This window comes from Comamonas testosteroni (genome assembly GCF_014076415.1).
Lineage (GTDB): Bacteria > Pseudomonadota > Gammaproteobacteria > Burkholderiales > Burkholderiaceae_C > Comamonas > Comamonas testosteroni_F.
In genome coordinates this window covers 1191940-1217856 of record NZ_CP043568.1, presented here as the reverse complement: position 1 = coordinate 1217856, position 25917 = coordinate 1191940, and the positions used below count along the sequence as shown (strand labels likewise).

Genomic DNA, 25917 nt, shown 5'->3' with positions numbered 1-25917 from the left:
CTGGCTCCTTATAGAGAAAAATGCTGCAAGCGCTTATCTACCAAGCGTTGAAAGCTATATTTTCAGGACTTCTTCTGTGCCATGCCAGAGTCGATGCAGGCCTGGTAGGCCTTGACGGTCTCGGAATAGCCCAGCTCCAGTGCATCGGCGATCAGGGCATGGCCGATGGAGACTTCGGCCAGACCGGGCACCCGGGCTACAAAGACGGCCAGATTGTCGCGGTTCAGGTCATGGCCGGCATTGATGCCCAGGCCCGCATCCAGCGCGGCCTGGGCGGCCATGGCATAGGCTTGCAGTTGCTGCTCCTGCCCGGACTTGCCCCAGTTGGCGGCAAAAGGCTCGGTGTAGAGCTCCACGCGGTCGGCGCCGACGGCCTTGGCAGCCGCCATCTGCTCGGGAATGGGGTCCATGAACAGGCTCACGCGCACGCCCAGCGCCTTGCATTCGGCAATCAGCGGCTTGAGGCGCTCGGCATCCTGGGGAAAGCTCCAGCCATGGTCGCTGGTGAACTGGTCTTCGCTGTCGGGCACGAAGGTGGCCTGATGCGGACGCGTCTGGCGGATGAAATCCATCAGGTTCTGCGTGGGATTGCCTTCGATATTGAATTCGGCCTCAGGCCAGTTCTTGAGCAGCTCGTGCAGCTCGAACACATCCTGCGCACGGATATGGCGCTCATCGGGACGCGGGTGAATGGTGATGCCCTGCGCTCCCGCTTCAAGGCAGATCTGCGCCGCACGCGTCACCGATGGAATGCCCAGATGGCGGGTATTGCGCAGCAGCGCCACCTTGTTGACATTGACCGAAAGCGCGGTGCGGGGGGAGGCAGAGGTATTCATAGCGATTGCAGATCCATCATCAGCTGGCGGGTGCGCAGCATGGTTGAGCCGCAATGGTATTGCAGAAGATGGCGCAATTGCGGCTTCAGGGCCTGGGCCACTTCGGGCTCGGCCAGCGCGTTCAGGGTTCGCGGAAATGGCTGCTCGGCCTGCAGCGCCAGCTCTATGCCCTGCCACTGCAGGCCGGTCAGCGCCGCGCGTTCGTAGCCTGCGGCCTGGCGCAGGCCACCGTCGGCCACCAGGGTGTAGCGAAAAACACTGTTGACCTGGCTGAGTGTGGCGCTTTCCTGCCTCAGATCGGGCAGGTGACCGAGTTCGCGCAGCAGCACCAGCTCGAAGGCGCGCAGCACGGGTTCGATGGCCTCGGTAGTACCGCCATGCTGGCCTGCCAGCACGCGCACCACACCGGCATAGATGTCGAACAGCGCCGCATACGGATCATCGCGCGCCAGCAGGCGCAGCAGCAGCTCGTTCAGGTACATGCCCGACCACAGTGCATCGCCCTGGGGCATGACATGGCCGCCCGCCCATTCCGCGCCCTTGAGCGTGTGAATCTCGGCATTGCCCTCCGCACCCAGCGTGTAGCTGAGCTTGAGCGGCTGCAGCGGCAGCAGCACGGGGCGAAAGTTGGAGGTATGACGCTTGACTCCCTTGGCCGCGAGCGCCACGCGCCCGCGATGGCGCGTGAACACCTCCAGGATCAGGCTGGATTCGCTCCAGTCGTACTGGTGCAGGATATATGCGGGTTCGTCGCCGACGCGTTTGGCGCTAGCCATGAATTGCTCCGTACCACAACAAGAATGTGAAGGGGGCGGTTTTGCCGCCGGGCCGCCCCAAGGCAAAACCCGGCCTAAGCCGGGTCAGGGTCCCCTCGGGGGCAGCGAGCACACGCAGTGAGCGAGCGTGGGGGTCAAAAAAGTTTACTCGTAGCCGAAGGATTTGACCCGGGCCTCGTCATCGGCCCAGCCGGACTTGACCTTGACCCAGACTTCCAGGAACACCTTGGCGTTGAGCAGCTTTTCCAGTTCCTGGCGGGTTTCGGTGGAGATGCGCTTGAGGCGCTCGCCGCCCTGGCCGATCACCATGGCCTTGTGGCCGTCGCGCTCGACCACGATGGTGGCGGCAACGCGCATGAAGCGACCGAACTTGGGGCTGGGCTCCTCCTCGAACTTGTCGATGACCACGGTGGAGGTATAGGGCAGCTCGTCGCCCGTGAAACGGAACAGCTTCTCGCGCAGGGTCTCGGAAGCCAGGAACTTCTCGCTGCGGTCGGTCAGTTCGTCCTCGCCGTAGAACCAGGGCTGCTGCGGCAGGTATTTGGCGCAGATGCCATACATGCGCTCGATATCCTTTTTGTTCTTGGCCGACATGGGCACGAACTCGGCAAAAGGATGGCGCTCCTGCATATCGCGCAGCCAGGGAGCGATCTCGGCGCGGCGACCCACGGTATCGAGCTTGTTGGCGATCAGGAGCGTGGGAATGCCGGGCTTGAACAGGCTCAGCACCTTGGCATCGGCCAGCGTGAAGCTGCCCGCCTCCACCACGAACAGGATCAGGTCCACATCTCCGATGGCGCCCATCACGGTCTTGTTGAGCGACTTGTTCAGGGCGGTGGAATGCTTGGTCTGGAAGCCGGGGGTATCCACAAAGACGAACTGGGTCTCGTCCTTGGTGCGGATGCCGGTGATGCGGTGGCGCGTAGTCTGGGCCTTGCGCGACGTGATGGAGATCTTCTGGCCCACCAGTGCGTTCATCAGCGTGGACTTGCCCACATTGGGCTTGCCGACGATGGCGATCAGGCCGCAGCGCTGCTCTTCGGGCGCGTAGACGCGCGCCGGAGCCTCCTCTTCCTGGTCGCGGATGGCGGTCGGCGTGCTGCCGGGCTTGGCAGCAGCCAGCATGGCGCTGATGTAGTCCAGGCTGGGGTCGCTGATATCGGTAGTCACAGACTTGGGGCCTTTTTGGCCCTTGGCTTTTTCTGCACCTGCGGTGCCCGCTATCTTTTTCTTAGCAGCATCGGTCATGGATTTTTGGCTTTCACTTTTTCCAGCAAGGCAGCGGCGGCTGCCTGCTCGCCCATGCGACGGGATGCTCCCGAGCCCTGGGCGCTGATATTCCATTCGGCAATCGTGCACTCGACCTTGAAGGTCTGCTTGTGCGCCGCGCCACTGATTTCCACCACATGGTATTGCGGCAGCTTCATGCGCTTGCCCTGTAGCAATTCCTGCAGTGCGGTCTTGGGGTCTTTGTCGGCCGCACGCATATGGGGGTTGATGTCCACGCCCTCGAAGAGGTGGTGGACGACTTTCTCGCCTGCGGCAAAGCCGGCATCGAGGTAGACGGCACCGATCAGCGCCTCCACGGCATCGGCCAGGATGGACGGGCGCTGCTTGCCACCGGACTTGGCTTCGCCCTCACCCAGGCGCAGCAAATCAGGCAGCTGCAGCTTCAGCGCAATCTTGTGCAGCGTGCCTTCCTTGACGAGATTGGCCCGAACACGCGAGAGATCGCCTTCGGGCATGGAAGCCAGCTTGGCATAGAGCAAGCTGGAGATGGCCAGACTGAGCACCGAGTCGCCCAGAAACTCCAGTCGCTCGTTGTTGTCGGCCGAAAAGCTGCGGTGCGTGATGGCACGCTGCAGCAGCGCCGGGTTGGCAAATTGATGTTGCAGCCTTTGCTGCAGAGCGACTAGAGCAGGTTCCACCTGAAAGGTCTATTTCTTGAAACGGTAAACAAGGTAGGCAGGGCCTGCCAGATGAATCTCACGGGAATACTCGAAGCCCACGACGATCTTGTCGTTGACCTTGGTCACGTTCAGATCGTTGCCGGAGATGGACTTGAAATCATCAATGGAGGCCGAACGATCGAAGCTGGCCTTGACTTCGGCAACGGTACTGCCTTCAGCGGCGGCCTTGTTGGCCGCCTTGGTGATGGCCTGGTACTCCAGGAAGACGGGCACCGATTGTGCGCCAATTGCGGCAACCGCCACGATGATGGCCACGAGAAACACCAGACCGATGAAGGACAGACCACGCTGCCTGGAGCGCGATGCCAGATTTTTCATGCTTTTCCCCTCGCAAGTCGGGCATGTTCCTGCCCGTGTATCCCAGAAAAATGACGAAACGATTGCCAATGCTCAGTGGAAACGGCCGATACGGCCCAGATCACCGAAGTTCATCCAGACAAAGAATGCCTTGCCCACGATGTTCTGGTCCGGCACAAAGCCCCAGTAGCGCGAATCCAGCGAGTTGTCGCGGTTGTCGCCCATCATGAAGTAATGGCCTTCTGGCACCTTGCAGGTCACGCCTTCAACGCTGTAGCGGCAGTTTTCCTTGAAATCGAAGTTGCTTGCCCCCTGAATGAAGGCCGGCACATCGTTGTTGACGATGGCGCGGTGCGCCTGCTCGCCCAGAGTTTCCTCGAACTGCTTGAAGTAGCGCATCACGTCACGGTCCAGAAAGTCCGGCAGCTCGCGCGTGGGCAGCTCCTTGCCGTTGATGCTCAGACGCTTGTTGATATAGGCCACTTCATCGCCGGGCACGCCCACCACACGCTTGATGTAGTCCAGCGTGGGCTGGGGCGGGTAGCGGAACACCATCACATCGCCACGCTGGGGCTTGTTGCCTTCGGTGATCTTCTTGTTGATCACGGGCAGACGGATGCCGTAGGTGAACTTGTTGACCAGGATCAGATCGCCCACCATCAGCGTCGGAATCATGGAGCCCGAGGGAATCTTGAACGGCTCGAACAGGAAGGAGCGCAGCACGAAGACGATGGCGATCACCGGGAACAGACCGGCGGTCCAGTCCAGCCACCAGGGCTGCATGAGAATGCGACCCTTGGCGTCTTCGGAGACTTCGATGTCAGTCTTGGCAATGCCCATGCGATCCAGCTCGGCGCGGCGCTCGACGGCGGCCTGCTCCAGCGCAGCCGCAGCCGCGCGGCGCCGAGGCCAGAAGTAAAAGCGCTCGGCCAGCCAGTACACGCCGGTCACCACGGTTGCCAGAAACAGCAGCAGCGCGAAGTTGCCCTCGATGGAGCCGGTGTACCAGGCCGCGATATAGCCTACAAAGGCCGCCAGGATGGCGGCCGTGATCCACTGCATGACTTGCATCAATCCTCCACTTGCAGAATGGCCAGGAAGGCTTCCTGCGGCACTTCCACCGAACCGATCTGCTTCATACGCTTCTTGCCGGCCTTCTGCTTTTCGAGCAGCTTGCGCTTACGCGTGATGTCGCCGCCATAGCACTTGGCCAGCACGTTCTTGCGCATGGCCTTGACGGTTTCACGCGCAATGATGTTGGCACCGATGGCAGCCTGGATGGCCACATCGAACATCTGACGGCTGATGATCTCGCGCATCTTGGCAACCACGGCGCGGCCGCGATACACGGACTGCGAGCGGTGCACGATGATGGACAGTGCATCCACCTTTTCGCCGTTGAGCAAGATATCGACCTTCACCACGTCGGACGCGCGATATTCCTTGAACTCATAGTCCATGGAGGCATAGCCGCGCGAGACGCTCTTGAGCTTGTCGAAGAAGTCCAGCACGATTTCGCCCAGCGGCATCTCGTAGGTCAGCATGACCTGACGGCCGTGGTACTGCATATTCATCTGCACGCCACGCTTCTGGTTGGCCAGCGTCATCACCGGGCCCACATAGTCTTGCGGCATGTAGAGGTGCACGGTCACGATGGGCTCGCGAATCTCCTGGATGCGGCCGACATCGGGCATCTTGGACGGGTTTTCCACGTCGATCAGCTCGCCATCACCCTTGACCACCTGGTAGACCACGCTGGGGGCCGTGGTGATCAGATCCTGGTCGAATTCACGCTCCAGACGCTCCTGCACGATTTCCATGTGCAGCAGGCCCAGGAAACCGCAGCGGAAGCCAAAGCCCAGAGCCTGCGAGACTTCGGGTTCGAACTGCAGTGCCGCATCGTTGAGCTGCAGCTTTTCCAGTGCATCACGCAACTGGTCATACTCACTGGCTTCGGTGGGGTACAGCCCCGCAAACACCTGGGGCTTGACCTCCTTGAAGCCAGGCAGGGGCTTGTCGGCAGGCCCCAGATTGTTGGGCAGCTTTTTTTCCAGCGTGATGGTGTCACCCACCTTGGCGGCCTTCAACTCCTTGATGCCGGCAATGATGTAACCCACCTCACCGGCCCTGAGCACGTCGCGCGGCTGGTTGGCAGGAGTGAACACGCCGATGCTGTTGGCTTCATAGGCAGCACCGCTGGCCATCATCTTGAAGCGCTCGTTCTTCTTGAGTTCGCCATCCACCACGCGCACCAGCATCACGACGCCCACATAGGGGTCGAACCAGCTGTCCACGATCATGGCACGCAGAGGGCCATCGGGATTGCCCTTGGGGGCCGGCACCTTGGCCACGATGGCTTCCAGAATCTCGTCGATGCCCATGCCGGTCTTGGCCGAACAGGGAATGGCGTCGCTGGCATCGATACCGATCACGTCCTCGATCTCGGCCTTGGCATTCTCGGGATCGGCCTGGGGCAGGTCCATCTTGTTGAGAACGGCGAATACCTCCACGCCCAGATCAAGCGCCGTGTAGCAGTTGGCCACGGTCTGGGCTTCCACGCCCTGGGAGGCATCAACCACCAGCAGACCGCCTTCGCAGGCGGACAGCGAACGCGAGACTTCATAGGAGAAGTCCACGTGACCGGGGGTGTCGATCAGGTTCAGGTTGTAGACATTGCCGTCCTTGGCCTTGTACTGCAGGGCCGCGGTCTGGGCCTTGATGGTGATGCCGCGCTCTTTCTCGATGTCCATCGAGTCCAGCACCTGGGCTTCCATATCGCGTTCGGCGAGGCCGCCGCAGCGCTGGATCAGGCGGTCCGCCAGCGTGGACTTGCCATGGTCAATGTGCGCAATGATGGAGAAATTACGGATGTGATTCATCAACGAGAAAGACAGCTTGGAATTGAAAAAAGTGGCCTGCAGCAGCAAGAAAAAAGGGCGCGTCCCTCAAGCGGCGCGCCCTTAACCAACAATCTCTGGCAACTGCGATAGTTGGGACTTTATTGTAGGCAAAACTGGCCGCAAGCCAAGACCCAGCAAGGCTTGACAAGTTTCGGTTTGTGATCTTCGAATTCATTTATCAACAAATTATCCACAAACCAGAAAACACCGTTTAGCCATCAGCAGCCGGAGATTGCAAAGGCTTTTGCACCGCTTGAAAACCGCCTGTCAGCGTGATTTTTTGCGTCCAACCACCATGCATTTGCGTGGGATTCTACCCAATGGCATAGGGGCACTGACAGGCTGAGGGCTTGTTGTCATTTCAGATCACGAAATGGCAACAAGCCCATGCAGGCTTTTCACCACAGTTATTTGGCAGGGCGAATCAACACATACTGCGCCCAGTCACCACGGCGCACCAGCACATTGACGGGTTTGGACTTGTCGGCCTTGGCCCAGGCGGCCTCGAAGCTCTTGAGATCCGAGACTTCCGCATTCGCCAGTTGCAGGATCACATCACCTTCACGCAGGCCGGCACGGGCTGCGGCATCCACCGCAGCCGACACGCGCACGCCGCCCTTGATGGCCAGCTCCTTCTTCTGCGCAGCCGTCAGCTCGCTCAGCGTCAGACCCAGCGACTTGTTCTCCAGCGTGCCGGATGGAGTCTTGCCTGCACCGCCGCTGCCAGCCTTGGTCTTGGCAGATTCGTCGGAAGGCACTTCGGCAATCACCATGCTCAACTCCTTGAGCTTGCCACGGCGCAGCACGGTAATGCTGCTCTTGGTGCCGGGCTTGGTATTGCCCACGAGACGCGGCAGATCGGAGACCTTCTCGATGGCCTTGCCATCGAACTTGGTGATCACGTCGCCCGCCTCCACACCGGCCTTGGCCGCAGGAGAGTCCGGCTCGACGGCCGACACCAGGGCGCCTTCTGGCTTGCCCAGGCCTATGGACTCGGCCACATCCTTGGTCACGGGGCCGATCTGCACGCCGATACGCCCGCGCGTGACCTTGCCAGTGGCACGCAGTTGATCGCTGACACGAATCGCTTCATCCACGGGAATTGCAAAGCTGATGCCCATGAAGCCACCCGAGCGCGAATAGATCTGGCTATTGATCCCCACCACCTCGCCGCGCATATTGATCAGCGGTCCGCCCGAGTTGCCGGGATTGATGGCCACGTCGGTCTGGATAAAGGGCAGATAGTCGCCGGTATCGCGCTGCTTGGCCGAGACAATGCCGGCAGTGACCGAATTTTCGAGCCCGAAGGGCGAGCCTATCGCCATGACCCACTCGCCCACGCGCAGCTTGCTCACATCGCCGATCTTGACTGCAGGAAGCCCTTTGGCATCGATCTTGACCACGGCCACATCGGTACGCTTGTCTGCGCCGACTATTTTTGCCTTGAACTCCCGCTTGTCGGTCAGCGTGACGATGACCTCATCGGCGCCATCAACCACATGGGCATTGGTCATCACATAGCCGTCAGCCGTGAGGATGAATCCGGATCCCACGCCACGTGGCTGCTCTTCCTCGGACTGACCGCCCTTGGGCGAGCGCTGACGCGGCACATTGGGCACGGGAAGGCCGAAGCGGCGAAAGAACTCCAGCATGTCTTCATCCATGCCCAGAGCTTCGGCGCTGTTGTTGGAGACCTTCTCCAGCGTTCGAATGTTGACCACCGAAGGACCGACCTGATCGACCAGATCCGTGAAGTCCGGCAGGCCGCGCGCCGTTGCAGCACTTTGGGCATGAGCAGCAGTAACCGGCAGCATGCCTCCTGCGATCAGGGCCGCGATCGCCATCGAACTGGCAATGGCTGTAGCCGAAACACGGGATTTGAGCGTCATCCAGGCTGGTGTGCGCATCGTTTTTATTCCTTGTTCGAGTCGTCGGACAGAACGGGTCGCCAAATCAGACCCATGAGAGAAAACAGGTGAGAGCATTGAAGCGCATTCTGGCAAAAGCCGCCATCGACCGAAAGCGCTCCGGCCCGTCAAATTGGGCACAGATAAAACAGTATCTGCGCCCAACTGATCCTAAATCAATAGCTGCGTACGCAAGCAGCATAAAAGCCTAGGCTTGAAACCATGCATTTCAGGCCTAAGACTGCTGTGCGAAGAAGCATCAATGGCGGGTAGCCGTAGCAAAGCCTGCATTGCGCAAAAAGCTGGCAGGCATCTGCAGATTGGGCGCGCTGCTTTGTTGAGGGTGAGAAGCCAGCAGCTCGTCCAGACGCGGATCACGCAGCATCACGGTCTGGCCGTTGGGACCAGCAACTGCCACCACGGTGGAAGACTGGGCTTCCGAACCCAAGGGCATGGCCGTCTCCTCACTGCCAGAAACAGGCTGGCTCAAGCCCAGCGATGCGGCAGGCGCGGCGGCCACCACGGCATTCGGGCTGAGAGCGGCGAGTTGCGCCCCACCCTGGCGACCGTACAGCCCCCCCGAGCCTGCAAGCATGACTCCCCAGCCAACGGCGGCCACGGCTGCAACCGAGGCAAAGCCGGCTGCCATCTTCCAGCGAAAGACCGATGCATTGGCCGCCTGACGGGCAGGCAGGCTGACCACCGTTGCGCCGTTGCCCAGTGCCTGGCCCCGCTCCTCGGCTGCAGTGATCTGCTCCAGACCGCCCAAGCCCAGGGAACTGGCCACATCTGCGGTCACTCCGGGCAGATGGATGCCGCGAATCGGCTCGCGCTCCATATGGGCGCGCACGCCGCTCAGAATATCGTGCTGGCTGTGATGGGCCAGTTCGGGAGAACGCAGCACATCGCCAATCAGGTGATACATGGCCCAGGACTGCCGGCCTTCGTCGCTTTCCGCATAGGAAAGCACGGCCTGCATCCGGACCGAGGAGGCTTCGCCATCCACCAGGGCCGACAACTGTTCCTGCTTGATCAGATCGTCATTCATGAAGTTCACCTGCTCGTCTTGCCTGTACTACCAACGCTTTCCACCCTGGCGCTCCAGCAGGGGCTTGACCCTGGCCGAAATCGCTTCGCGTGCCCGAAAGATGCGCGAGCGCACCGTGCCTATGGGACAGTCCATCGCCTGCGCGATTTCCTCATAGCTTAGCCCCTCGATTTCGCGCAGCGTGACCGCCTGGCGCAAATCCTCGGGCAAAGCTTCCATGGCGGCATTGACGGCTTCGGCAATTTCACGCGCCGCCAACACTGTTTCCGGGGTTTCCTGAGTCGTTAGTTCCTGTCTGTGAACAGAAGTTTCATCCTCATCGTCCCCAGTGTGTAACGCGCTCTCGGTCATCACCGGCGAGCGATGCATTTCCATCAAGGCCTTCTTGGCCGTGTTGACGGCAATGCGGTACAGCCAGGTGTAGAACTGGGCCTCGCCGCGAAACTGGTGCAAGGCCTTATAGGCGCGGATGAAGGTTTCCTGCGTGATGTCGGGCACCAGATCGACATCGCGCACCATGCGGCCCACCAGACGTTCGATACGACGCTGGTACTTGATGACCAGCAGCTCAAAAGCCCGCGTGTCGCCAGCATTGGCTCGTTCGACCAGAGCCAGATCGCTGTCGGCAGAGGGAGTGGGAAAATCGGGAGGTGTCATGAAAGGCCAAGCGGCGTGCTGCCATAACCGGCGAAGGCCTAGCCTTGCTCTGCCAGCGGCACGATGGAGGAATATACCGCACGCCGCAAGTCTCCCCACTGCTCAGGGCTGTGTCGCTGAGACAGGAAAATCCATAGCACCTTGCGCCTGCCGCCCTTGGTCCTGAACACCAAAACATCCGAAACACTGAGCCAAAGCCAGTGGCCACCATCAAGCCCCACCGCCAGCCGCACAGGCAGTGACCGAGCGGTTGACAGGTTTTCGGCCTCCAGCATCCAATGCTCACCATTCCAGAGCAGACGTCCTTGCGGCCAGTTACGCCACTGTCCGCAAAGCAGCACCGCAGTCAGGATCAAGGCGGGTAAAGCCAGCAACACCTGCAACCAGCCCGATTGGACGTGCAGGCACCAGACCAGCAGGGCCATCAGCAATACTATCCCGGTCAGCAGCAGCACCCCTCCGGCCCAGCCAGGCCGGAAGAAGACATAGGCAACGGCAGGAGCATGGTAGCGGGCACTCATGGGCTGACCATGTGCGAAAAACCGGCTGCCGCAAAGCTAGGGAAAGCACGATCAAGCCGCACATAGAGCAAAGCCCGCAAGGCCTGGGCCTGTGCGGGCTTGTGCAGAAGCGGCTAGCAGCGACTCAGACGCGCTTGAAGACCAGCGTGCCGTTGGTGCCACCGAAGCCGAAGTTGTTCTTCACGGCGACTTCCAGCTTGGCGTCACGCGCCGTATTGGCGCAATAGTCCAGATCGCACTCGGGATCCTGGTTGATCAAGTTGATGGTCGGAGGAATCTTCTGGTCGTGCAGCGCCATCACGGTGAAAACGCTCTCGATACCACCTGCGCCACCCAGCAGGTGACCCGTCATGGACTTGGTCGAGCTGACCACCAGATTCTTCTTCGCAAACTCGCCCATGGCCGCCTTGATGGCATTGGACTCGTTCGCATCGCCCAGCGGCGTGGACGTTCCGTGCGCATTCAGGTAGTTGACCTGATCCTGGTTCACACCGGCATTGCGCAAAGCATTGAGCATGGCGCGGCGGGGGCCGTCCATGTTGGGAGCCGTCATGTGACCTGCGTCGGCACTCATGCCAAAGCCTGCCAGCTCCGCGTAAATCTTGGCGCCACGGGCCTTGGCATGTTCGTACTCTTCGAGCACCAGCACGCCGGCACCTTCGCCGAGTACGAAGCCGTCACGATCCTTGTCCCAGGGGCGCGAGGCAGCCTTGGGGTCGTCGTTGCGCGTGGAAAGCGCACGCATGGCAGCGAAGCCGCCGACCCCCAGAGGCGAGACGGTGGCTTCCGTACCACCGGCCACGACGATGTCAGCATCGCCGTATTCGATCATGCGTCCGGCTTCGCCGATACAGTGCAGGCCTGTGGTGCAGGCTGTCACGATCGACAGATTCGGCCCCTTGAAGCCAAATCGCATGGACACATGCCCTGCCACCATATTGATGATGGAAGCAGGCACGAAGAACGGCGTGATGCGGCGAGGACCGCGGGCAGCCAGTTCTGCGTGAGTGTTTTCGATCAGCGGCAGGCCGCCAATGCCCGAGCCGATCACGCAGGCAATGCGTGTGGCCAGGTCTTCGGACAGGGCTTCACCTGTGGGCAGGCCTGCGTCCAGAACGGCTTGCTCCGCAGCCGCGATGCCGTAATGAATGAAGGTATCCATGGAGCGCGCATCTTTGGCGCTCATGTACTTCTCCACATCAAATCCCTTGACCTCACCCGCAATCTTGCAGGAGAAGTTCGATGCATCGAACTTGGTGATGAGGTCAATACCGGACTGGCCGGCCAAAAGATTGGCCCAGGCTTCGCCCACCGTGTTACCCACGGGGGAGATGCAGCCCAGACCGGTCACGACAACGCGACGACGGCTCATGCGTTCAAACCTTTAACTGATCGCTGAAAAAAGACCTTAGGCCTTTTGGTGGGTATTGGCGTAGTCGATGGCGTTTTGCACCGTCGTGATCTTCTCTGCGTCTTCGTCAGGGATCTCGATGCCGAATTCATCTTCCAGGGCCATCACCAGTTCCACTGTGTCCAGGGAGTCAGCGCCCAGGTCAGCCACAAAGGCCTTTTCGTTGGTCACTTGGGACTCTTCAACGCCGAGTTGTTCGGCAATGATTTTTTTGACACGTGCTTCGATATCGCTCATGGTTTCCCTCAGGGGGTTGTGAATGAACCCGCGATTCTAGCCGTTTCGGGAGAAGCCCCTTGGCGGCTGGCCGTCGCGAGGAAACGGCCACTGAACTTGCAAAAGTGTTCAGCTTCTGGCAGCAAGTGCGACAAACGCCGCGCAAACTGCCGAAATTTCTTACATGTACATGCCGCCGTTGACGTGCAGTTCCTGACCCGTCACATAGCCGGCACCAGCAGAAGCCAGATAGGCTACGGCATGGGCAATGTCACTGGGTTGACCCAGATCGCCCATGGCGATCTGGGCCTTGAGCGCAGCCTTCTGCGCCTCTGGCAGATCTGCCGTCATGTCCGTGGCGATGAAGCCGGGAGCCACGCAGTTCACGGTGATGCCGCGGCTGCCCAGTTCCTTGGCCAGGGCACGGGTCATGCCAGCCACGCCAGCCTTGGCTGCGGCGTAGTTGGCCTGACCGGCATTGCCCGAGGCACCGACCACGCTGGTGATGCTGATGATGCGGCCGAAACGCTGCTTCATCATGGGACGAATAGCCGCACGGCTGACTCGGAAAACAGCCTTCAGATTGGTGTCGGTGACGGCATCCCAGTCGTCATCCTTCATGCGCATCGCCAGGGTATCGCGGGTGATGCCGGCGTTATTGACCAGCACATGCAGGCCGCCGTCATTCTTGACAATGGAGTCGATCAGGGCATCCACGGCAGCGCCGTCGGTCACGTTCAGCGTGACACCACGGCCACCGAAGGCGGACAGCGCCTGGCTGATCTTTTCAGCACCGGCATCCGAGGTGGCAGTGCCAATCACTTGATAGCCCTTGGAGGCCAGCTCCTGCGCGATGGCGGCACCAATGCCACGGGTGGCACCGGTGACCAGGGCAACCTGGGGCTTGGTCTGGTTATCAGTCATGCGAGCAATTCTTTCACGTCAGCCAGGGTGGCTGCATCAAACAGGGGAACACCCGTCAGGTCGGCGTCAATACGCTTGACCATGCCGGCCAGCACCTTGCCGGGTCCACACTCCACGATATGGGTCACGCCGCGTGCCTTGATGGCCTGCACGCACTCCACCCAGCGCACCGGACCAAAGGCCTGACGATACAGGGCATCGCGAATCGCATCAGCGTCCGTCTGGACGGTGACGTCGATATTGTTGATGACGGGAATCGAGGGTGCAGCCAGCGTCAGCTCGGCCAGCGCGGCCTTGAGCTTTTCTGCAGCGGGCTTCATCAGGCTGGAGTGGAAAGGTGCGGAGACCGGCAGAGGCAGGGCGCGCTTGGCACCGGCCGCCTTGACCGCTTCGCAGGCCTTTTCCACGGCCAGCTTGCTGCCGGCAATCACGGTCTGACCAGGGTCGTTGAAGTTCACGGCTTCCACCACTTCAGCGCCGCCCAGCTGGGCCGTCACTTCGGCACAGACTGCCTTGACCTTTTCGGCATCCAGCGCCAGCACGGCCGCCATGCCGCCCGTGCCCACAGGCACGGCATCCTGCATGGCAGCAGCACGCAGACGCACCAGGGGTGCGGCCTGAGCCAGCGTCAGCACGCCGGACGCAACCAGCGCGGAGTATTCACCCAGGGAGTGACCGGCCACGGTATCGGGCAGCGCACCGCCTTCGGCCTGCCAGACACGCCAGGCCGCCACACCGGCCACCAGCATCACGGGCTGGGTATTGGTGGTCAGCGCCAGCGCTTCCTTGGGGCCTTGCTTGATCAGCAGACCCACATCCTCACCCAGAGCTTCGGAGGCCTCAGCCACGGTCTGGGCCACGACAGGATGGTCACCCCAGCCGTCCAGCATGCCTACGGACTGAGAGCCCTGGCCAGGAAATACAAATGCGAACTTCTTCATATTTCTTAGTATAAAAATTGCCTGAAACGCTTATCTATATTTCGTTTAAAGCTACATTTTGAGGAGCACAGCACCCCAGGTGAAGCCACCACCCACACCTTCGAGTAGCACAGTCTGGCCTTTTTTGACCTGACCGCTGCGCACGCCATGGTCCAGCGCCAGGGGAATCGACGCAGCCGAGGTGTTGCCATGCTGATCAACGGTCACTACCACCTTGTCCATGGACAGCTTGAGCTTTCGCGCCGTGCTTTGCATGATGCGAATATTGGCCTGATGCGGAATCAGCCAATCGATGTCGGCATCCGTCAGACCTGCCTTTTCCAGTGCGGAGCGAGCCGCCTTGTCCAGCACGCTCACTGCCAGCTTGAACACGGCCTGACCGTCCATCTTGAGCAAGGGATCGCCCAGCACATTGCCGCCGGAGACATTGCCCGGCACGCAGAGAATGCCGACATGACTGCCATCGGCGTGCAGCTCGGTGGACAGAATGCCGGGCTCGTCGGACGCCTCCAGCACCACGGCGCCGGCGCCGTCGCCGAACAGCACGCAGGTCGTGCGGTCATTGAAATCCAGGATGCGGCTGAAGACTTCCGAGCCCACCACCAGCACGCGCTTGGCAGCGCCGGTCTGGATCATGGAATCGGCCACCGTCAGGGCATAGACGAAACCGCTGCACACCGCCTGCACATCGAAGGCAGGGCAACCGTTGCTGATGCCCAGCTTGTGCTGCAGGATGGCGGCCGTCGAGGGAAACACCATGTCCGGAGTGGACGTGGCGACAATGATCAGATCGATATCCGAAGCCTCTATGCCTGCAGCCTCGATAGCCTTGCGACTGGCTTCCAGAGCCAGGTCGCTGCTGGTCACATCGGGCTCGGCAAAGTGGCGAGCACGAATGCCTGTGCGCTCGACGATCCACTCGTCCGAGGTTTCCAGGCCGCGCTGAGCCAGCTCGGCTGCGAGGTCGTTATTGGTCAGGCGGCGGGGCGGCAGGTAACTGCCGGTGCCAATGATGCGTGCGTAGCGTCTCATGTCTTCTATCAGGGCGCCGAAGTTCCAGATTCCGTCTGTGCTGCCAGCAGCAATGGTGCGGCAGCAGCAATACGGCTGCGGACACGGTCAAGCAGGTTGTTGCGTGCCGCATCATACGCGCGGTTCAAAGCATGCTCGAATGCCATTGCATCGGCCGAGCCATGGCTTTTGAAGACCAGCCCTCGCAGACCCAGCAACGCGGCACCGTTGTAACGACGGTGATCAACACGCTTCATCAGCGCAGATAGCACCGGATAGGCAATGATGGCAGCAATCTTGGTGAAGATGTTGCGCTTGAACTCTTCCTTGAGAATCCCCGAGATCATCGAGGCAACCCCCTCGGTGGTCTTGAGCGCGACGTTACCAACGAAACCATCGCACACGACAATGTCCACCACACCCTTGAAGGTGTCGTTGCCTTCCACATTGCCGTAGAAGTTGAGGTTGCCCGCATCGCCTGCAGCGCGCAGCAGCTCGCCGGCACGCTTGATGACTTCGCTGCCCTTGATCAGCTCTTCACCGATATTGAGCAGGCCGACGCTGGGTGCTTCCGTGTTCTTGAGCGCCGACACCAGGGCCGAGCCCATGACCGCAAACTGCAGCAGATGCTCCGCCGTGCAGTCCACATTGGCCCCCAGGTCCAGCATGGTGGTGTCGCTACCCTTGGCGTTGGGCAAACCAAAGGCAATGGCAGGACGGTCAATACCATCCAGCGTCTTGAGCAGATAGCGCGAGATCGCCATCAGCGCCCCGGTATTGCCCGCCGACACTGCAGCCTGAGCCGCACCATTCTTGACCTGCTGTACGGCCACGCGCATGGACGAATCCTTTTTCTTGCGCAGGGCTATTTCCACAGGGTCATCCATGCTCACCACTTCCGTGGCGGGAACGATGGTCACGCGCTCATGCTTGAAGCCGGCCAACTCCTCGGCCTTGCCGACAAGCAGCAGATGCGCATCGGGGTGTGAATTCAGAAACTGACGGCACGCGACCAGCGTGACGCGGGGGCCATGGTCGCCCCCCATGCAGTCAACAGCCAAATTAATCATGGGCGACTGACAAATCCAATTAGGCTTGGGATGATGAATTGAAGGATCCGAGGACCGCAACAGAAGTTATTTGCAAAACCGGCGCTGAGATTTTGCAGCAAGGCCCGCCATGACAGGTTTTGCAAATATCTTCCATAAAAACAAAAGCCTGTTGCTACAAAAAATGTAGCAACAGGCTTTGCGAATGCAGTCGTCGCTTAGGCTTCGGACTTGTTCTTCAGCACTTGACGGCCACGGTACACGCCGTTGGGGCTGATGTGATGGCGCAGGTGTGTCTCACCAGTAGTGGCTTCAACAGCGATGCCAGGCACATTCAGTGCATTGTGCGAACGGTGCATGCCGCGCTTGGAGGGAGACTTCTTGTTTTGCTGAACAGCCATGATGGCTCCTGTGTATCTTGAAAGGGTTGGTAACACGACCCACACAGCAAGACCGGGCAAAAAACTCTGCCTTTTGACGCACCTATCTAGAGAGCGCCCTTGTCTGTGCAAGTCCTAAAAAAACGCGATCAGCCCATTAAAGACACGAGGGGGTTTCGCGCGAAGCTCACGATTATAGCGCAAACGCTTTTCGCAGCCTATACAAAATCAAATCCCCACCGCGCCATGGGATGGATCAGTCGGCAGACTTGCCTACATTGAGAGATTGCAGCACGGCAAAAGGGTTTTCCTTTTGCTCATTGACCTGCTCGAAGGCGTCGTCGCTGACCTCCAGCTTGACGGGTACCGGGCAGACCTCATGGCGAGGCACTACAGGCACTTCCATCAGCAGCTCGTCCTCGATCAACTCCAGCAGATTGAACTCGCTGCTCAATGCCAGCACATCCTCATCGCTGTCGTCATCTTCCAGTTCTGCCGTCGCTTCGTCCGGAACGAAGCGAAATGACCGATCCACGTAAAGGGGAATATCGGCCTCGGTCAGGCAGCGCTGGCAGGTCAGCGGCAAAGCCACCTCGGCGCTCAGGTGCAGCCACACATGGCCGCTGCCGCCTTTTTGCTCCACCAGCTCGCCTTCGGCTTCCCAGCGCACCAGGGGCTGCTCGCCGGTAATCGCCAGCGCATCGGCCGCCAGACGCTTGAAGTCCGACAATGGTGCCTGACCATGCAGATGACCTTCAGCCTGCGCGAAAGCACGCACATCCAGCCGGGTCGCAGAAAAATCCTTGCTCATGCAGCCAGTGTAAGAGAATCCCGCAATGCCCGACTTATTGATTGCCGGACGACTTGAGCGTCCATTGATTCTTGGCTCCACCTCGCGCTACCGTCGTGAGCTGCTCAGCCGCCTGCAACTGCCATTCGAGACGGTGTCTCCGGAAGTGGATGAAACCCCGCTCAGCGGCGAAACACCCCACGGGCTGAGTCTGCGCCTGGCCGTAGCCAAGGCGCAGGCCGTGGCCCAACTGCACCCCGACGCCATCGTGATCGGCTCCGACCAGGTGCCCGAGCTCGATGGCCAGCCCCTGTCCAAGCCCGGCAGCCATGAGCGCGCCACCGAACAGCTGCGCCAGATGAGCGGTCGCCAGATGAATTTCCACACCGGCGTCTGCGTGAGCTGTGCCGAAACCGGCTTCACGGAATCCAGCGTGGTCACGGTACAAGTGCGCTTTCGCGAACTGAACGACCTCGAGATCGAGCGCTATCTGCGCGCCGAGCAGCCCTATGACTGCGCAGGCTCGGCCAAGAGCGAAGGCCTGGGCATCGCCCTGCTGGACGCCATCGTCAGCGACGACCCCACGGCACTGATAGGTCTGCCGCTGATCCGCACCTGCCAGTTGCTGCGTGCCGCAGGAGTGGTTCTGCCATGAGCGAAACATCAAGAAGCAAAGCGGGCACCCTTTATCTGGTGCCCGCCCCACTCGATTTCGGCTGCGAAAGCCAGACTGCTTTGACCGAGGTGCTGCCCGAAGGCACGCTGCGCCGTGCCGCCTCTCTGACTCACTGGATCAGCGAAAACGCCAAGACGGCACGCGCCTATCTCAAGCGCATCGACGCCTTGTTCCCGCTCGCTGCTCCGCTGCAGTCCCAGAACATTGCCGAGTTGCCACGCGAAGCCCACAAAAAAGGCGACCATGGCAACAAGGGCGGCGCCGTCTTCGACCCCAAACCCCTGCTGGCACCGGCACTGGCCGGGCAGGACATGGGTTTGATCAGCGAGGCGGGCATGCCCGCCGTGGCCGACCCCGGCAGCTCCATCGTGCGTGCCGCCCATGATCTGGGCATTCGTGTCGTGCCGCTGACGGGACCAGTCTCGCTGCTGCTGGGCCTGGCGGCCAGCGGCCTCAACGGCCAAAATTTCGCCTTTGTCGGCTATGTACCTCAGGATGGCACCGAGCGCACGGCCCGCATCAAGGAACTGGAGAGCCTGGCCCTGCGCCATGGCCAGACCCAGCAGTTCATCGAGACGCCGTACCGCAACGCAGCCCTTTGGCAGGCGCTGCTGCAAACCTTGCAGCCCAATACCAGGCTGGCTCTGGCCAGCGGATTGACGCTGGAGACAGCGCGCATTGAAAGCCATCTGGTGCGCGAATGGCGCCAGCGCAATGCACCACCCGACAATCGCACGCCGGTGGTGTTTGCCATAGGCCGTTGAGCGCCAAGAAACAAAAAAGCCTGCAGCCAAACCGCAGGCTTTTTTGATAGCTACCGACGCTTATCCAGAAATGGTTGGCACCTCTCTGATGCGCGATCAGCGAATGCTGGGCACCAGCCCGCGCATGGCTTTTACCGATCCCTCGCCAATGGCGGCACCAAATCGCTTGGCCAGACGTTCGGCCACATTGTCCCGACGGGTGTAGTCAATGACTTCCTCGGCCTTGACCACTTCACGTGCCACAAAGTCGAGGCTGCCCAGCTTGTCGGCCAGACCCAGCTCCACGGCCTGCTGGCCGGTCCAGAACAGTCCGCTGAACATTTCGGGAGTTTCATGCAGACGGTCACCGCGGCCGGCCTTGACCACGCCGATGAACTGCTGGTGAATCTGCTCCAGCATCTGCAGCGCAAATTCCTTCTGCTGCGCCGACATGGGGCTGAACGGATCGAGAAAGCCCTTGTTCTCGCCAGCCGTCAGCAGACGGCGTTCAACACCCACCTTGTCCATCACCCCCGTGAAGCCGAAGCCGTCCATGAGCACGCCGATGCTGCCCACGATGCTGGCCTTGTCGACAAAAATCTCGTCGGCCGCCGCCGCGATGTAGTAGGCCGCCGAGGCGCAGGACTCTTCGACCACCGCATACAGAGGCTTGTTGTACTTGGCCTTGAGACGCGTCATCTCGTCGTTGATGATGCCTGCCTGCACGGGGCTGCCGCCGGGCGAGTTGATCAGCAGCACCACGGCGCGCGAACCCGAATCCTCAAAGGCGCTGCGCATGGCGGCCACCACGAACTCGGCACTGGCGTCCGCTCCCGAGGCGATCTCGCCCTTGATCTCCACCACTGCGGTATGGGGCGAGGTGCTGGTCTTGGTGGCCGTATCCTTGAAGAACACTGCCCACAGCACCAGCAACACCACCACGGACCACAGCAGACGGCTGAAAAAGCGCCAACGCCGTGCTGCTCGCTGTTCCTTGATGGAAGCGAATACCAGCTTTTCCAGCACATCGCGCTCCCAGCCCCCATTCCCGGAGGCCTTGGCTGCGGCGGGCGCCTCTGCGGATGCGGCAGAAGCCTTGGACCACAGGTCCGCGCCCGGCGTCACATGCGGCTGGGAGTCATGGTTGTCAGGGGTGTTTGGGGAACTCATCTCAAAACTCTGGAGGTTTCAGTTGTGGCCCAGTATGCCAGCGCACCACGCCATCGCTTTCGCTCAAGGCGATTTTTACCAGCCCGCCACGGCAAGGACCGCCTGCACAGGCACCGCTGTCAGGTTCGTAGGCCGCTGCGTGGGTAGAACACAACAGCCAGCGACCGGAATCGTCAAAAAACTGACCTTCCTGGTAGTCCATTTCCATGGGAATATGGCTGCAGCGATTCAGATAGGCATAGACCTGCCCCTGGTAGCGAATCGCAAAAGCGCGGTTGCTCTGACCGGCATACAGCACATCAAAGCTCACCGCCCGGCCGCCGTCGACCAGATCGGCACTGGCGCACAGCTCCACGGCATCTGTCATATCTGGCTTCACGCGTTGGCCAACAGCCAGGCCCGCAACTGCGCCGCGGAATCGGCCACGAACAGCGGATCGAACTGGGCAAAGCCGTCGGGTGCATGGGCACCATAGGACACCCCCACACAGGCACAGCCGGCATTCTGCGCCATCTGCAGATCGTGCGTGGTGTCGCCAATCATCAGTGTTCGCTCGGGATCCACACCGAATTCGGCCATCAGCTCGTGCAGCATCAGCGGACTGGGCTTGCCGGCGGTCTCGTCGGCCGTGCGCGAACCGTCGAACAATCCCTTGAGCTGCGGGTCCTGCAGCGCGTGGTTGAGTCCCATGCGGCTCTTGCCGGTGGCCACGGTCAGCCAGTGCCCCCGCTCGCGCAGCTCGGCAAGCAACGGCAGGATGCCGTCAAACACGCAGATATCGTCCTGATGCTTGAAGAAGTGGAAGCGATAGCGATTGGCCAGCTCCGGGTATTTTTCGGGTGGCACATCGGGAGCCGCGCGCGCCAGTGCCGGCATCAGCGCCATGCCGATCACATAGGCAGCCTGCTCGTCGCTGGGCACGATGCCCCCCACATCACGCACTGCCTCCTGGATGCTGCGACTGATGATGGCCGTGGAATCCGCCACGGTCCCGTCCCAGTCGAATGCAATCAGATCGAAGCGGCGTGGTCGCCGGGCGCTATGGTTTTCAGTAGTCATGAAGCCTAGTCAGTTCACAAAATCCGCCAGCTCCGGCGGCAGCTCGGCGCGCAGCTCGACACGCTCGCCACTGGCGGGATGATTGAACTGTAGCCGCCAGGCGTGCAGAAACATGCGTTTGAGGCCCTGCTTTTGCACACGACGGTTGAGATCAAAATCACCATATTTGTCATCGCCCACGATGGGATGCCCCTGAGACGACAGATGCACGCGAATCTGGTGGGTGCGGCCCGTCTTGATGGTCACCTCCAGCAGGCTCATGGCAGGCAGTCCCTGCAGAGGGCGCGGCTCGATCAGCTTTCTGACCTTGACCAGGGTGATGGATCGCATTCCGTCCGGGTCATCGGCCGTGGTCACACGCACGCGACGCTCGCCGTCCGCCTGCAGATACTTGTGCAGTGGCAGGTCAATGACCTTCTTGTTGGCCGGCCAGGCCCCCTGCACCAGTGCCAGATAGGTCTTGCCGGTCTCGCGTTCGCGAAACTGGTCCTGCAGATTGATGAGTGCGGAGCGCTTTTTTGCGACCAGCAAAATGCCCGAGGTTTCGCGATCCAGCCGGTGCACCAGCTCGAGGAACTTGGCATCGGGACGCGCCTGGCGCAGTTGCTCGATGACGCCAAAGCTCACGCCCGAGCCTCCATGCACGGCCACGCCGGCAGGCTTGGACAACGCAAGCATGTGTTCGTCATCCAACAGGGCGGGAAAGTCCTTAGCCGGCGCCGGGCGTTCTGCTTTTTCAGCCACCTTGTCGGAGATCCGGACCGGAGGAAGACGCACCACATCGCCAGGCTGAACCCGGGTCTCGGCACTCACGCGTCCCTTGTTGATCCGTACTTCACCACTGCGGATGATGCGGTAGACATGGGTCTTGGGCACCCCCTTGAGGTGGCGCATGAGAAAGTTGTCGAGTCGCTGTCCGGCGGAGTCTTCATCGACCTCGATCAGCCGTACCGAGGCCGTGGCCGTATTCTGGGACCGGTCCTGTGCCGGTTTGCCCTCTATAATGTGTTTCACCTGTGCCGAGCTTAGTTGTAAGTGATTGATTCGCATGGAGTTTAGTCCAAACAATCATTTCCCACCGCACAGGCAGGTCGATGCCCGCCAGTTTTGCACACGCAAATTGCAGTCAAGATGAGCTGCAGCAGCCTGTGAAAGCCTGGCAAAGGCTGACGAATTGAAACACTGATACGGAATCTCATACCGTGTAGTTGTCCAGGCAAAAGCAGCCTGCAACTGCCGGTTCTCTCAACGAGCATGTGGATCTTTTGGACATTGCTGATCAACCTCTGGGGCAAGGCACGGCCGGCCCCCGGGACGAGTCGTGTCTCGAAGAAACCACCCACCTCCCTAGCACGCGCGTCGGCTTCTTTTGTACCCCGTCTGCATGCGCGTCCTCTCCCGCTCGTCCCCCGGCCTGTACCTCCGCTACTGACTTGAGATCAGGCCAGTAGCGCCGTCCTGTACCGCCCCAGATTCCTCATCCGTTTCAACTCGTTCGTCTGGCATCACGGCTCCTGTTGAGCCTGTCTTTGATTACCAGTCAAAGGTGCGTTGGTCTGTGACCAACGTGCCCCATAAAACGAATAAAGGAAGTGCATCATGAAACGGATGCTGATTAACGCGACGCAGTCTGAAGAACGCCGCCTGGCCATTGTGGACGGCCAGAAGCTGCTGGACTACGAGATCGAAATCGAAGGTCGCGAACAACGCAAGGGCAATATCTACAAGGCCGTCGTGACCCGCGTCGAGCCGTCTCTCGAAGCCTGCTTTGTGGACTATGGCGAAGACCGCCACGGCTTTCTGCCCTTCAAGGAAATCTCCAAGCAATACTTTGCCGAAGGCGTCTCGCCCAGCCAGGCCCGCATCAACGACGTGATCCGCGAAGGTCAGGAACTGATCGTCCAGGTCGAGAAGGAAGAGCGCGGCAACAAGGGTGCAGCCCTGACCACCTTCATCTCTCTGGCCGGCCGCTATGTGGTGCTGATGCCCAACAACCCCCGTGGCGGTGGCGTCTCGCGCCGCATCGAGGGCGAGGACCGCGCCGAGCTCAAGGAGGCCATGGATCAGCTCGAGTACCCCAAGGGCATGTCCATCATTGCACGCACTGCCGGTATCGGCCGCTCGGCTCCCGAGCTGCAGTGGGACCTGAACTACCTGCTCAAGCTGTGGAGCGCCATCGACGGCGCCGCCAAGGCCTCCAAGGGCGCCTTCCTGATCTATCAGGAATCCAGCCTGGTGATCCGCGCCATCCGCGACTATTTCAACAATGACATCGGCGATATCCTGATCGACACCGATGACATCTACGAACAGGCCCAGCAGTTCATGGCACATGTGATGCCCGAGCACGCTGCCCGCGTCAAGCGCTACCGCGACGACGCCCCCCTGTTCTCGCGCTTCCAGATCGAGCACCAGATCGAGTCCGCCTACTCGCGCACCGTGACCCTGCCCTCGGGCGGCGCCATCGTGATCGATCACACCGAAGCCCTTGTCTCCGTGGATGTGAACTCGGCTCGCGCCATCAAGGGCGGCGATATCGAGGAAACCGCGACCCGCACCAACCTCGAGGCAGCCGACGAAGTGGCACGCCAGATGCGCCTGCGCGACCTGGGCGGCCTGATCGTGATCGACTTCATCGACATGGAAGAGGCCAAGAACCGCCGCGAAGTGGAAAACCGCCTGCGCGATGCCCTGCGCCAGGACCGCGCCCGCGTGCAGTTCGGCACCATCAGCAAGTTCGGCCTGATGGAAATGAGCCGCCAGCGCCTCAAGCCCGCCTTGTCCGAGGGCGCCCACATCAACTGCCCGCGCTGCGGCGGCTCCGGCCACATCCGCGACACGGAAAGCTCGGCGCTGCAGATTCTGCGCATCATCCAGGAAGAGTCCATGAAGGACAACACGGCCGCCGTGCACTGCCAGGTGCCCGTGGAAGTGGCCTCCTTCCTGCTCAACGAGAAGCGCAGCGAAATCACCAAGATCGAGCTCAAGCAGCGCGTCAACGTGATCATGGTGCCCAACAAGTCCATGGACACGCCGCACTACAAGCTCGAACGCCTCAAGCACGACGACTCGCGCCTGGAATCCATGGAAGCCAGCTACAAGCTGGCCGACGAGCCCGAAGAGGTGACCACCGTCACCCGCCGCTCGCAGGAGCCCACCAACAAGCAGACTCCCGTCATCAAGGGGGTCCTGCCCGATGCTCCCGCACCGATTGCAGAGCCTCGTCCACCCCGCCAGCCTCGCGCTGCCGCTGCGACGCCCGCTCCCGCTGCGGCCCGCCCGGTGGTGCGCGAGCAAGGCTTCTTTGCCTGGCTCAAGAATCTGTTCGGCTTCGGCACACCCGCCCCCGTGGCAGCGCCCGCTGCCGTGGTCGAGGCTCCCGCTCCTGCCGCCCGTGAAGGCAGCCGCGACGGCCGCCGAGGCGAAGGCCGTGGCGGCGATCGCAATCGCCGTGGAGGTGACCGCAACGAGCGCAGCGACCGCAACAGCGCAGAGCGCAATGGCAGCGAACGCGGAGACCGCAACAACCGCCGCAATGCCCAGGGCCGTGATGAGCAGCAACGCAACGAGCGTCCCGAGCAGCAGCAACAGCGTCAGGACCGCCCCGAGCGCGGCAACCGCCGCGGTGGCGAACGCAACGAGCGCCGCGACGACCGCCAGCCCCAGGTGGCAGAAGCCGCTCTGAACGGCGAAGAGTTCAACGCAGCTCCCAAGCCCGAGCGCAACCGCCAGGAACGTGGTGACCGTGCGGAACGCAATGAGCGCGGCGAACGCGGTGAAGGCCGCCGCGAGCGCCAGAATCGCAACGCCGACGCCCAGCCCGCCATGCAGGCCGTGGTCGACGAAGCGGCGCTGAACACCGCCCAGGTCGAAGGTTCTGACGCTCAGGCGCAGGATGGCACACAAGGCGGCGAGGCTCGCGAGCCCCGTCAGCGCCGTTCGCGTGACCGCTATGGTCGTGACCGCCGTGACCGTGCACCGCGCGATGCCCAGGCAGAAGGCCAGGCTGCAGAGCAGACTGCCGAAGCCCAGGCTCCGGTCGAAGCGCCTGCCACCGACGCTGGCGAGCAGCCGGCACGCCGCAGCTACTTTGATGCTGTTGCACCTCAGGCTCAAGCAGAACAGGCACCTGTTGCTGCAGAAGTGCAGGCGCCCGTGATTGCAGAAGCCGTGGCAGCAGCTGTCGCGCCTGTTGCAGAACTCTCTCAGCCCGTGCAGGCAGAGCCTGCTGCTGCCGCAGAGCCTCAAGCTGCCGCCGTGGAGCTTGTGGCTGAAACCGTGACTCCTGCCCCGGCAGTCGCAACGCCCAAGGCTCAGAGCTATGCGCTGCCGATTGCCGAACTCCAAGCCCTGGCAGCCGCATCGGGCCTGGAATGGATCAACTCCGATGCCGAAAAGATCGCCGCCGTCCAGGCTGCGATTGCCGCCGAGCCCAAGCCCGTGCGCATTCCGCGCGAGCGCCCACCCGTGGTGGTGCTCGACGAAGGCCCGCTGATTCTGGTCGAGACCCGCAAGGATCTGAGCCTGATGCAGCTGCCATTCGAGAAGGAAGAACAGGCTGCAGGCGTCAACGCCTAAGCAGACTGCCTTCCGGCATCACAGGGCCAAGGGGACTGTCCACTTCGGTGGATGGGG

General features: G+C 61.2%; 26 protein-coding genes. 3 read left to right on the top strand and 23 right to left on the bottom strand.

From position 1 onward, the window contains the following. Positions 1–62 precede the first annotated feature (62 nt). The 19 genes from F0P97_RS05505 to F0P97_RS05415 all read right to left on the bottom strand — a co-directional run bounded on the left by F0P97_RS05505 (position 63) and on the right by F0P97_RS05415 (position 17655). Positions 63–836 (bottom strand): pyridoxine 5'-phosphate synthase, encoded by a 774-nt coding sequence (locus tag F0P97_RS05505; protein WP_182285961.1) that lies wholly within the window; start codon positions 834–836, stop codon positions 63–65. Then, entirely contained in the window at positions 833–1612 is a 780-nt protein-coding gene (gene recO / locus F0P97_RS05500; protein ID WP_182285959.1) for a DNA repair protein RecO, read from the bottom strand. Before recO ends, F0P97_RS05505 begins: the two co-directional genes overlap by 4 nt. Positions 1613–1756: 144 nt before the next feature. Next, positions 1757–2860, bottom strand: coding sequence for a GTPase Era (era, locus tag F0P97_RS05495; RefSeq protein WP_003057966.1), 1104 nt, complete (start codon positions 2858–2860; stop codon positions 1757–1759). Then, a complete protein-coding gene (rnc, locus tag F0P97_RS05490; RefSeq protein WP_003057967.1) occupies positions 2857–3540 on the bottom strand; it encodes a ribonuclease III in 684 nt (227 codons plus the stop codon). Before rnc ends, era begins: the two co-directional genes overlap by 4 nt. 9 nt (positions 3541–3549) lie before the next feature. Continuing rightward, positions 3550–3900 (bottom strand): DUF4845 domain-containing protein, encoded by a 351-nt coding sequence (locus F0P97_RS05485; RefSeq protein WP_034378690.1) that lies wholly within the window; start codon positions 3898–3900, stop codon positions 3550–3552. 72 nt (positions 3901–3972) lie between these two features. Further along, positions 3973–4950 (bottom strand): signal peptidase I, encoded by a 978-nt coding sequence (gene lepB, locus F0P97_RS05480; protein WP_182285957.1) that lies wholly within the window; start codon positions 4948–4950, stop codon positions 3973–3975. After that, a complete protein-coding gene (gene lepA / locus F0P97_RS05475; RefSeq protein WP_182285955.1) occupies positions 4950–6758 on the bottom strand; it encodes a translation elongation factor 4 in 1809 nt (602 codons plus the stop codon). The genes lepB and lepA overlap by 1 nt, the downstream gene beginning before the upstream one ends. A gap of 428 nt (positions 6759–7186) precedes the next feature. Next, positions 7187–8686: a DegQ family serine endoprotease gene (locus F0P97_RS05470; protein ID WP_182285953.1), complete on the bottom strand. Its 1500-nt coding sequence runs from the start codon at positions 8684–8686 to the stop codon at positions 7187–7189. Positions 8687–8945: 259 nt separating this feature from the next. Beyond that, positions 8946–9734 carry a sigma-E factor negative regulatory protein gene (locus F0P97_RS05465; protein WP_182285951.1) on the bottom strand — a complete coding sequence of 263 codons (789 nt, stop codon included), beginning with the start codon at positions 9732–9734 and terminating at the stop codon, positions 8946–8948. A gap of 27 nt (positions 9735–9761) precedes the next feature. After that, positions 9762–10391: an RNA polymerase sigma factor RpoE gene (rpoE, locus tag F0P97_RS05460; protein ID WP_003064186.1), complete on the bottom strand. Its 630-nt coding sequence runs from the start codon at positions 10389–10391 to the stop codon at positions 9762–9764. A gap of 38 nt (positions 10392–10429) precedes the next feature. Then, complete coding sequence (locus F0P97_RS05455; RefSeq protein WP_182285949.1) at positions 10430–10912, bottom strand: hypothetical protein; 483 nt, start codon at positions 10910–10912, stop codon at positions 10430–10432. 124 nt (positions 10913–11036) lie between these two features. Further along, positions 11037–12284, bottom strand: coding sequence for a beta-ketoacyl-ACP synthase II (gene fabF, locus F0P97_RS05450; RefSeq protein ID WP_003057981.1), 1248 nt, complete (start codon positions 12282–12284; stop codon positions 11037–11039). 36 nt (positions 12285–12320) lie between these two features. Then, complete coding sequence (gene acpP / locus F0P97_RS05445) at positions 12321–12560, bottom strand: acyl carrier protein (protein WP_003058049.1); 240 nt, start codon at positions 12558–12560, stop codon at positions 12321–12323. A gap of 159 nt (positions 12561–12719) precedes the next feature. Then, positions 12720–13463, bottom strand: coding sequence for a 3-oxoacyl-ACP reductase FabG (gene fabG, locus F0P97_RS05440; protein ID WP_003058052.1), 744 nt, complete (start codon positions 13461–13463; stop codon positions 12720–12722). Beyond that, positions 13460–14404 (bottom strand): ACP S-malonyltransferase, encoded by a 945-nt coding sequence (fabD, locus tag F0P97_RS05435; RefSeq protein ID WP_182285948.1) that lies wholly within the window; start codon positions 14402–14404, stop codon positions 13460–13462. Before fabD ends, fabG begins: the two co-directional genes overlap by 4 nt. 51 nt (positions 14405–14455) lie before the next feature. Further along, positions 14456–15436 (bottom strand): beta-ketoacyl-ACP synthase III, encoded by a 981-nt coding sequence (locus tag F0P97_RS05430; RefSeq protein WP_114862970.1) that lies wholly within the window; start codon positions 15434–15436, stop codon positions 14456–14458. A gap of 8 nt (positions 15437–15444) precedes the next feature. Further along, positions 15445–16485 (bottom strand): phosphate acyltransferase PlsX, encoded by a 1041-nt coding sequence (plsX, locus tag F0P97_RS05425; RefSeq protein ID WP_182285946.1) that lies wholly within the window; start codon positions 16483–16485, stop codon positions 15445–15447. Between the two features lie 197 nt (positions 16486–16682). After that, positions 16683–16865 (bottom strand): 50S ribosomal protein L32, encoded by a 183-nt coding sequence (gene rpmF / locus F0P97_RS05420; RefSeq protein ID WP_003058062.1) that lies wholly within the window; start codon positions 16863–16865, stop codon positions 16683–16685. A gap of 235 nt (positions 16866–17100) precedes the next feature. Further along, complete coding sequence (locus F0P97_RS05415) at positions 17101–17655, bottom strand: YceD family protein (RefSeq protein WP_182285944.1); 555 nt, start codon at positions 17653–17655, stop codon at positions 17101–17103. Between the two features lie 25 nt (positions 17656–17680). Here F0P97_RS05415 and F0P97_RS05410 point away from each other — a divergent pair, with 25 nt between their 5' ends. Both F0P97_RS05410 and F0P97_RS05405 read left to right on the top strand, forming a co-directional pair. Beyond that, on the top strand, positions 17681–18289 hold the full coding sequence (locus tag F0P97_RS05410) for a Maf family nucleotide pyrophosphatase (RefSeq protein ID WP_182285942.1): 609 nt from the start codon (positions 17681–17683) through the stop codon (positions 18287–18289). Continuing rightward, entirely contained in the window at positions 18286–19074 is a 789-nt protein-coding gene (locus tag F0P97_RS05405) for an SAM-dependent methyltransferase (RefSeq protein WP_182285940.1), read from the top strand. The genes F0P97_RS05410 and F0P97_RS05405 overlap by 4 nt, the downstream gene beginning before the upstream one ends. Positions 19075–19170: 96 nt before the next feature. Here F0P97_RS05405 and F0P97_RS05400 read toward each other — a convergent pair whose 3' ends face one another. Genes F0P97_RS05400 through F0P97_RS05385 form a run of 4 tightly spaced genes read right to left on the bottom strand, consistent with a single transcriptional unit; the run spans position 19171 to position 22296 of the window. Next, positions 19171–20223: a S49 family peptidase gene (locus F0P97_RS05400; RefSeq protein ID WP_182285938.1), complete on the bottom strand. Its 1053-nt coding sequence runs from the start codon at positions 20221–20223 to the stop codon at positions 19171–19173. Position 20224: 1 nt separating this feature from the next. Continuing rightward, complete coding sequence (locus tag F0P97_RS05395) at positions 20225–20590, bottom strand: Rieske (2Fe-2S) protein (protein WP_182285937.1); 366 nt, start codon at positions 20588–20590, stop codon at positions 20225–20227. Positions 20591–20598: 8 nt separating this feature from the next. Then, complete coding sequence (locus F0P97_RS05390; RefSeq protein ID WP_182285935.1) at positions 20599–21282, bottom strand: HAD family hydrolase; 684 nt, start codon at positions 21280–21282, stop codon at positions 20599–20601. A 9-nt stretch (positions 21283–21291) separates the two neighbouring features. Further along, positions 21292–22296, bottom strand: coding sequence for an RluA family pseudouridine synthase (locus F0P97_RS05385; RefSeq protein ID WP_034400767.1), 1005 nt, complete (start codon positions 22294–22296; stop codon positions 21292–21294). A gap of 585 nt (positions 22297–22881) precedes the next feature. Between F0P97_RS05385 and F0P97_RS05380 the strand changes: the two genes are divergently transcribed. Beyond that, positions 22882–25860, top strand: coding sequence for an Rne/Rng family ribonuclease (locus tag F0P97_RS05380; protein ID WP_182285934.1), 2979 nt, complete (start codon positions 22882–22884; stop codon positions 25858–25860). Positions 25861–25917 lie beyond the last annotated feature (57 nt).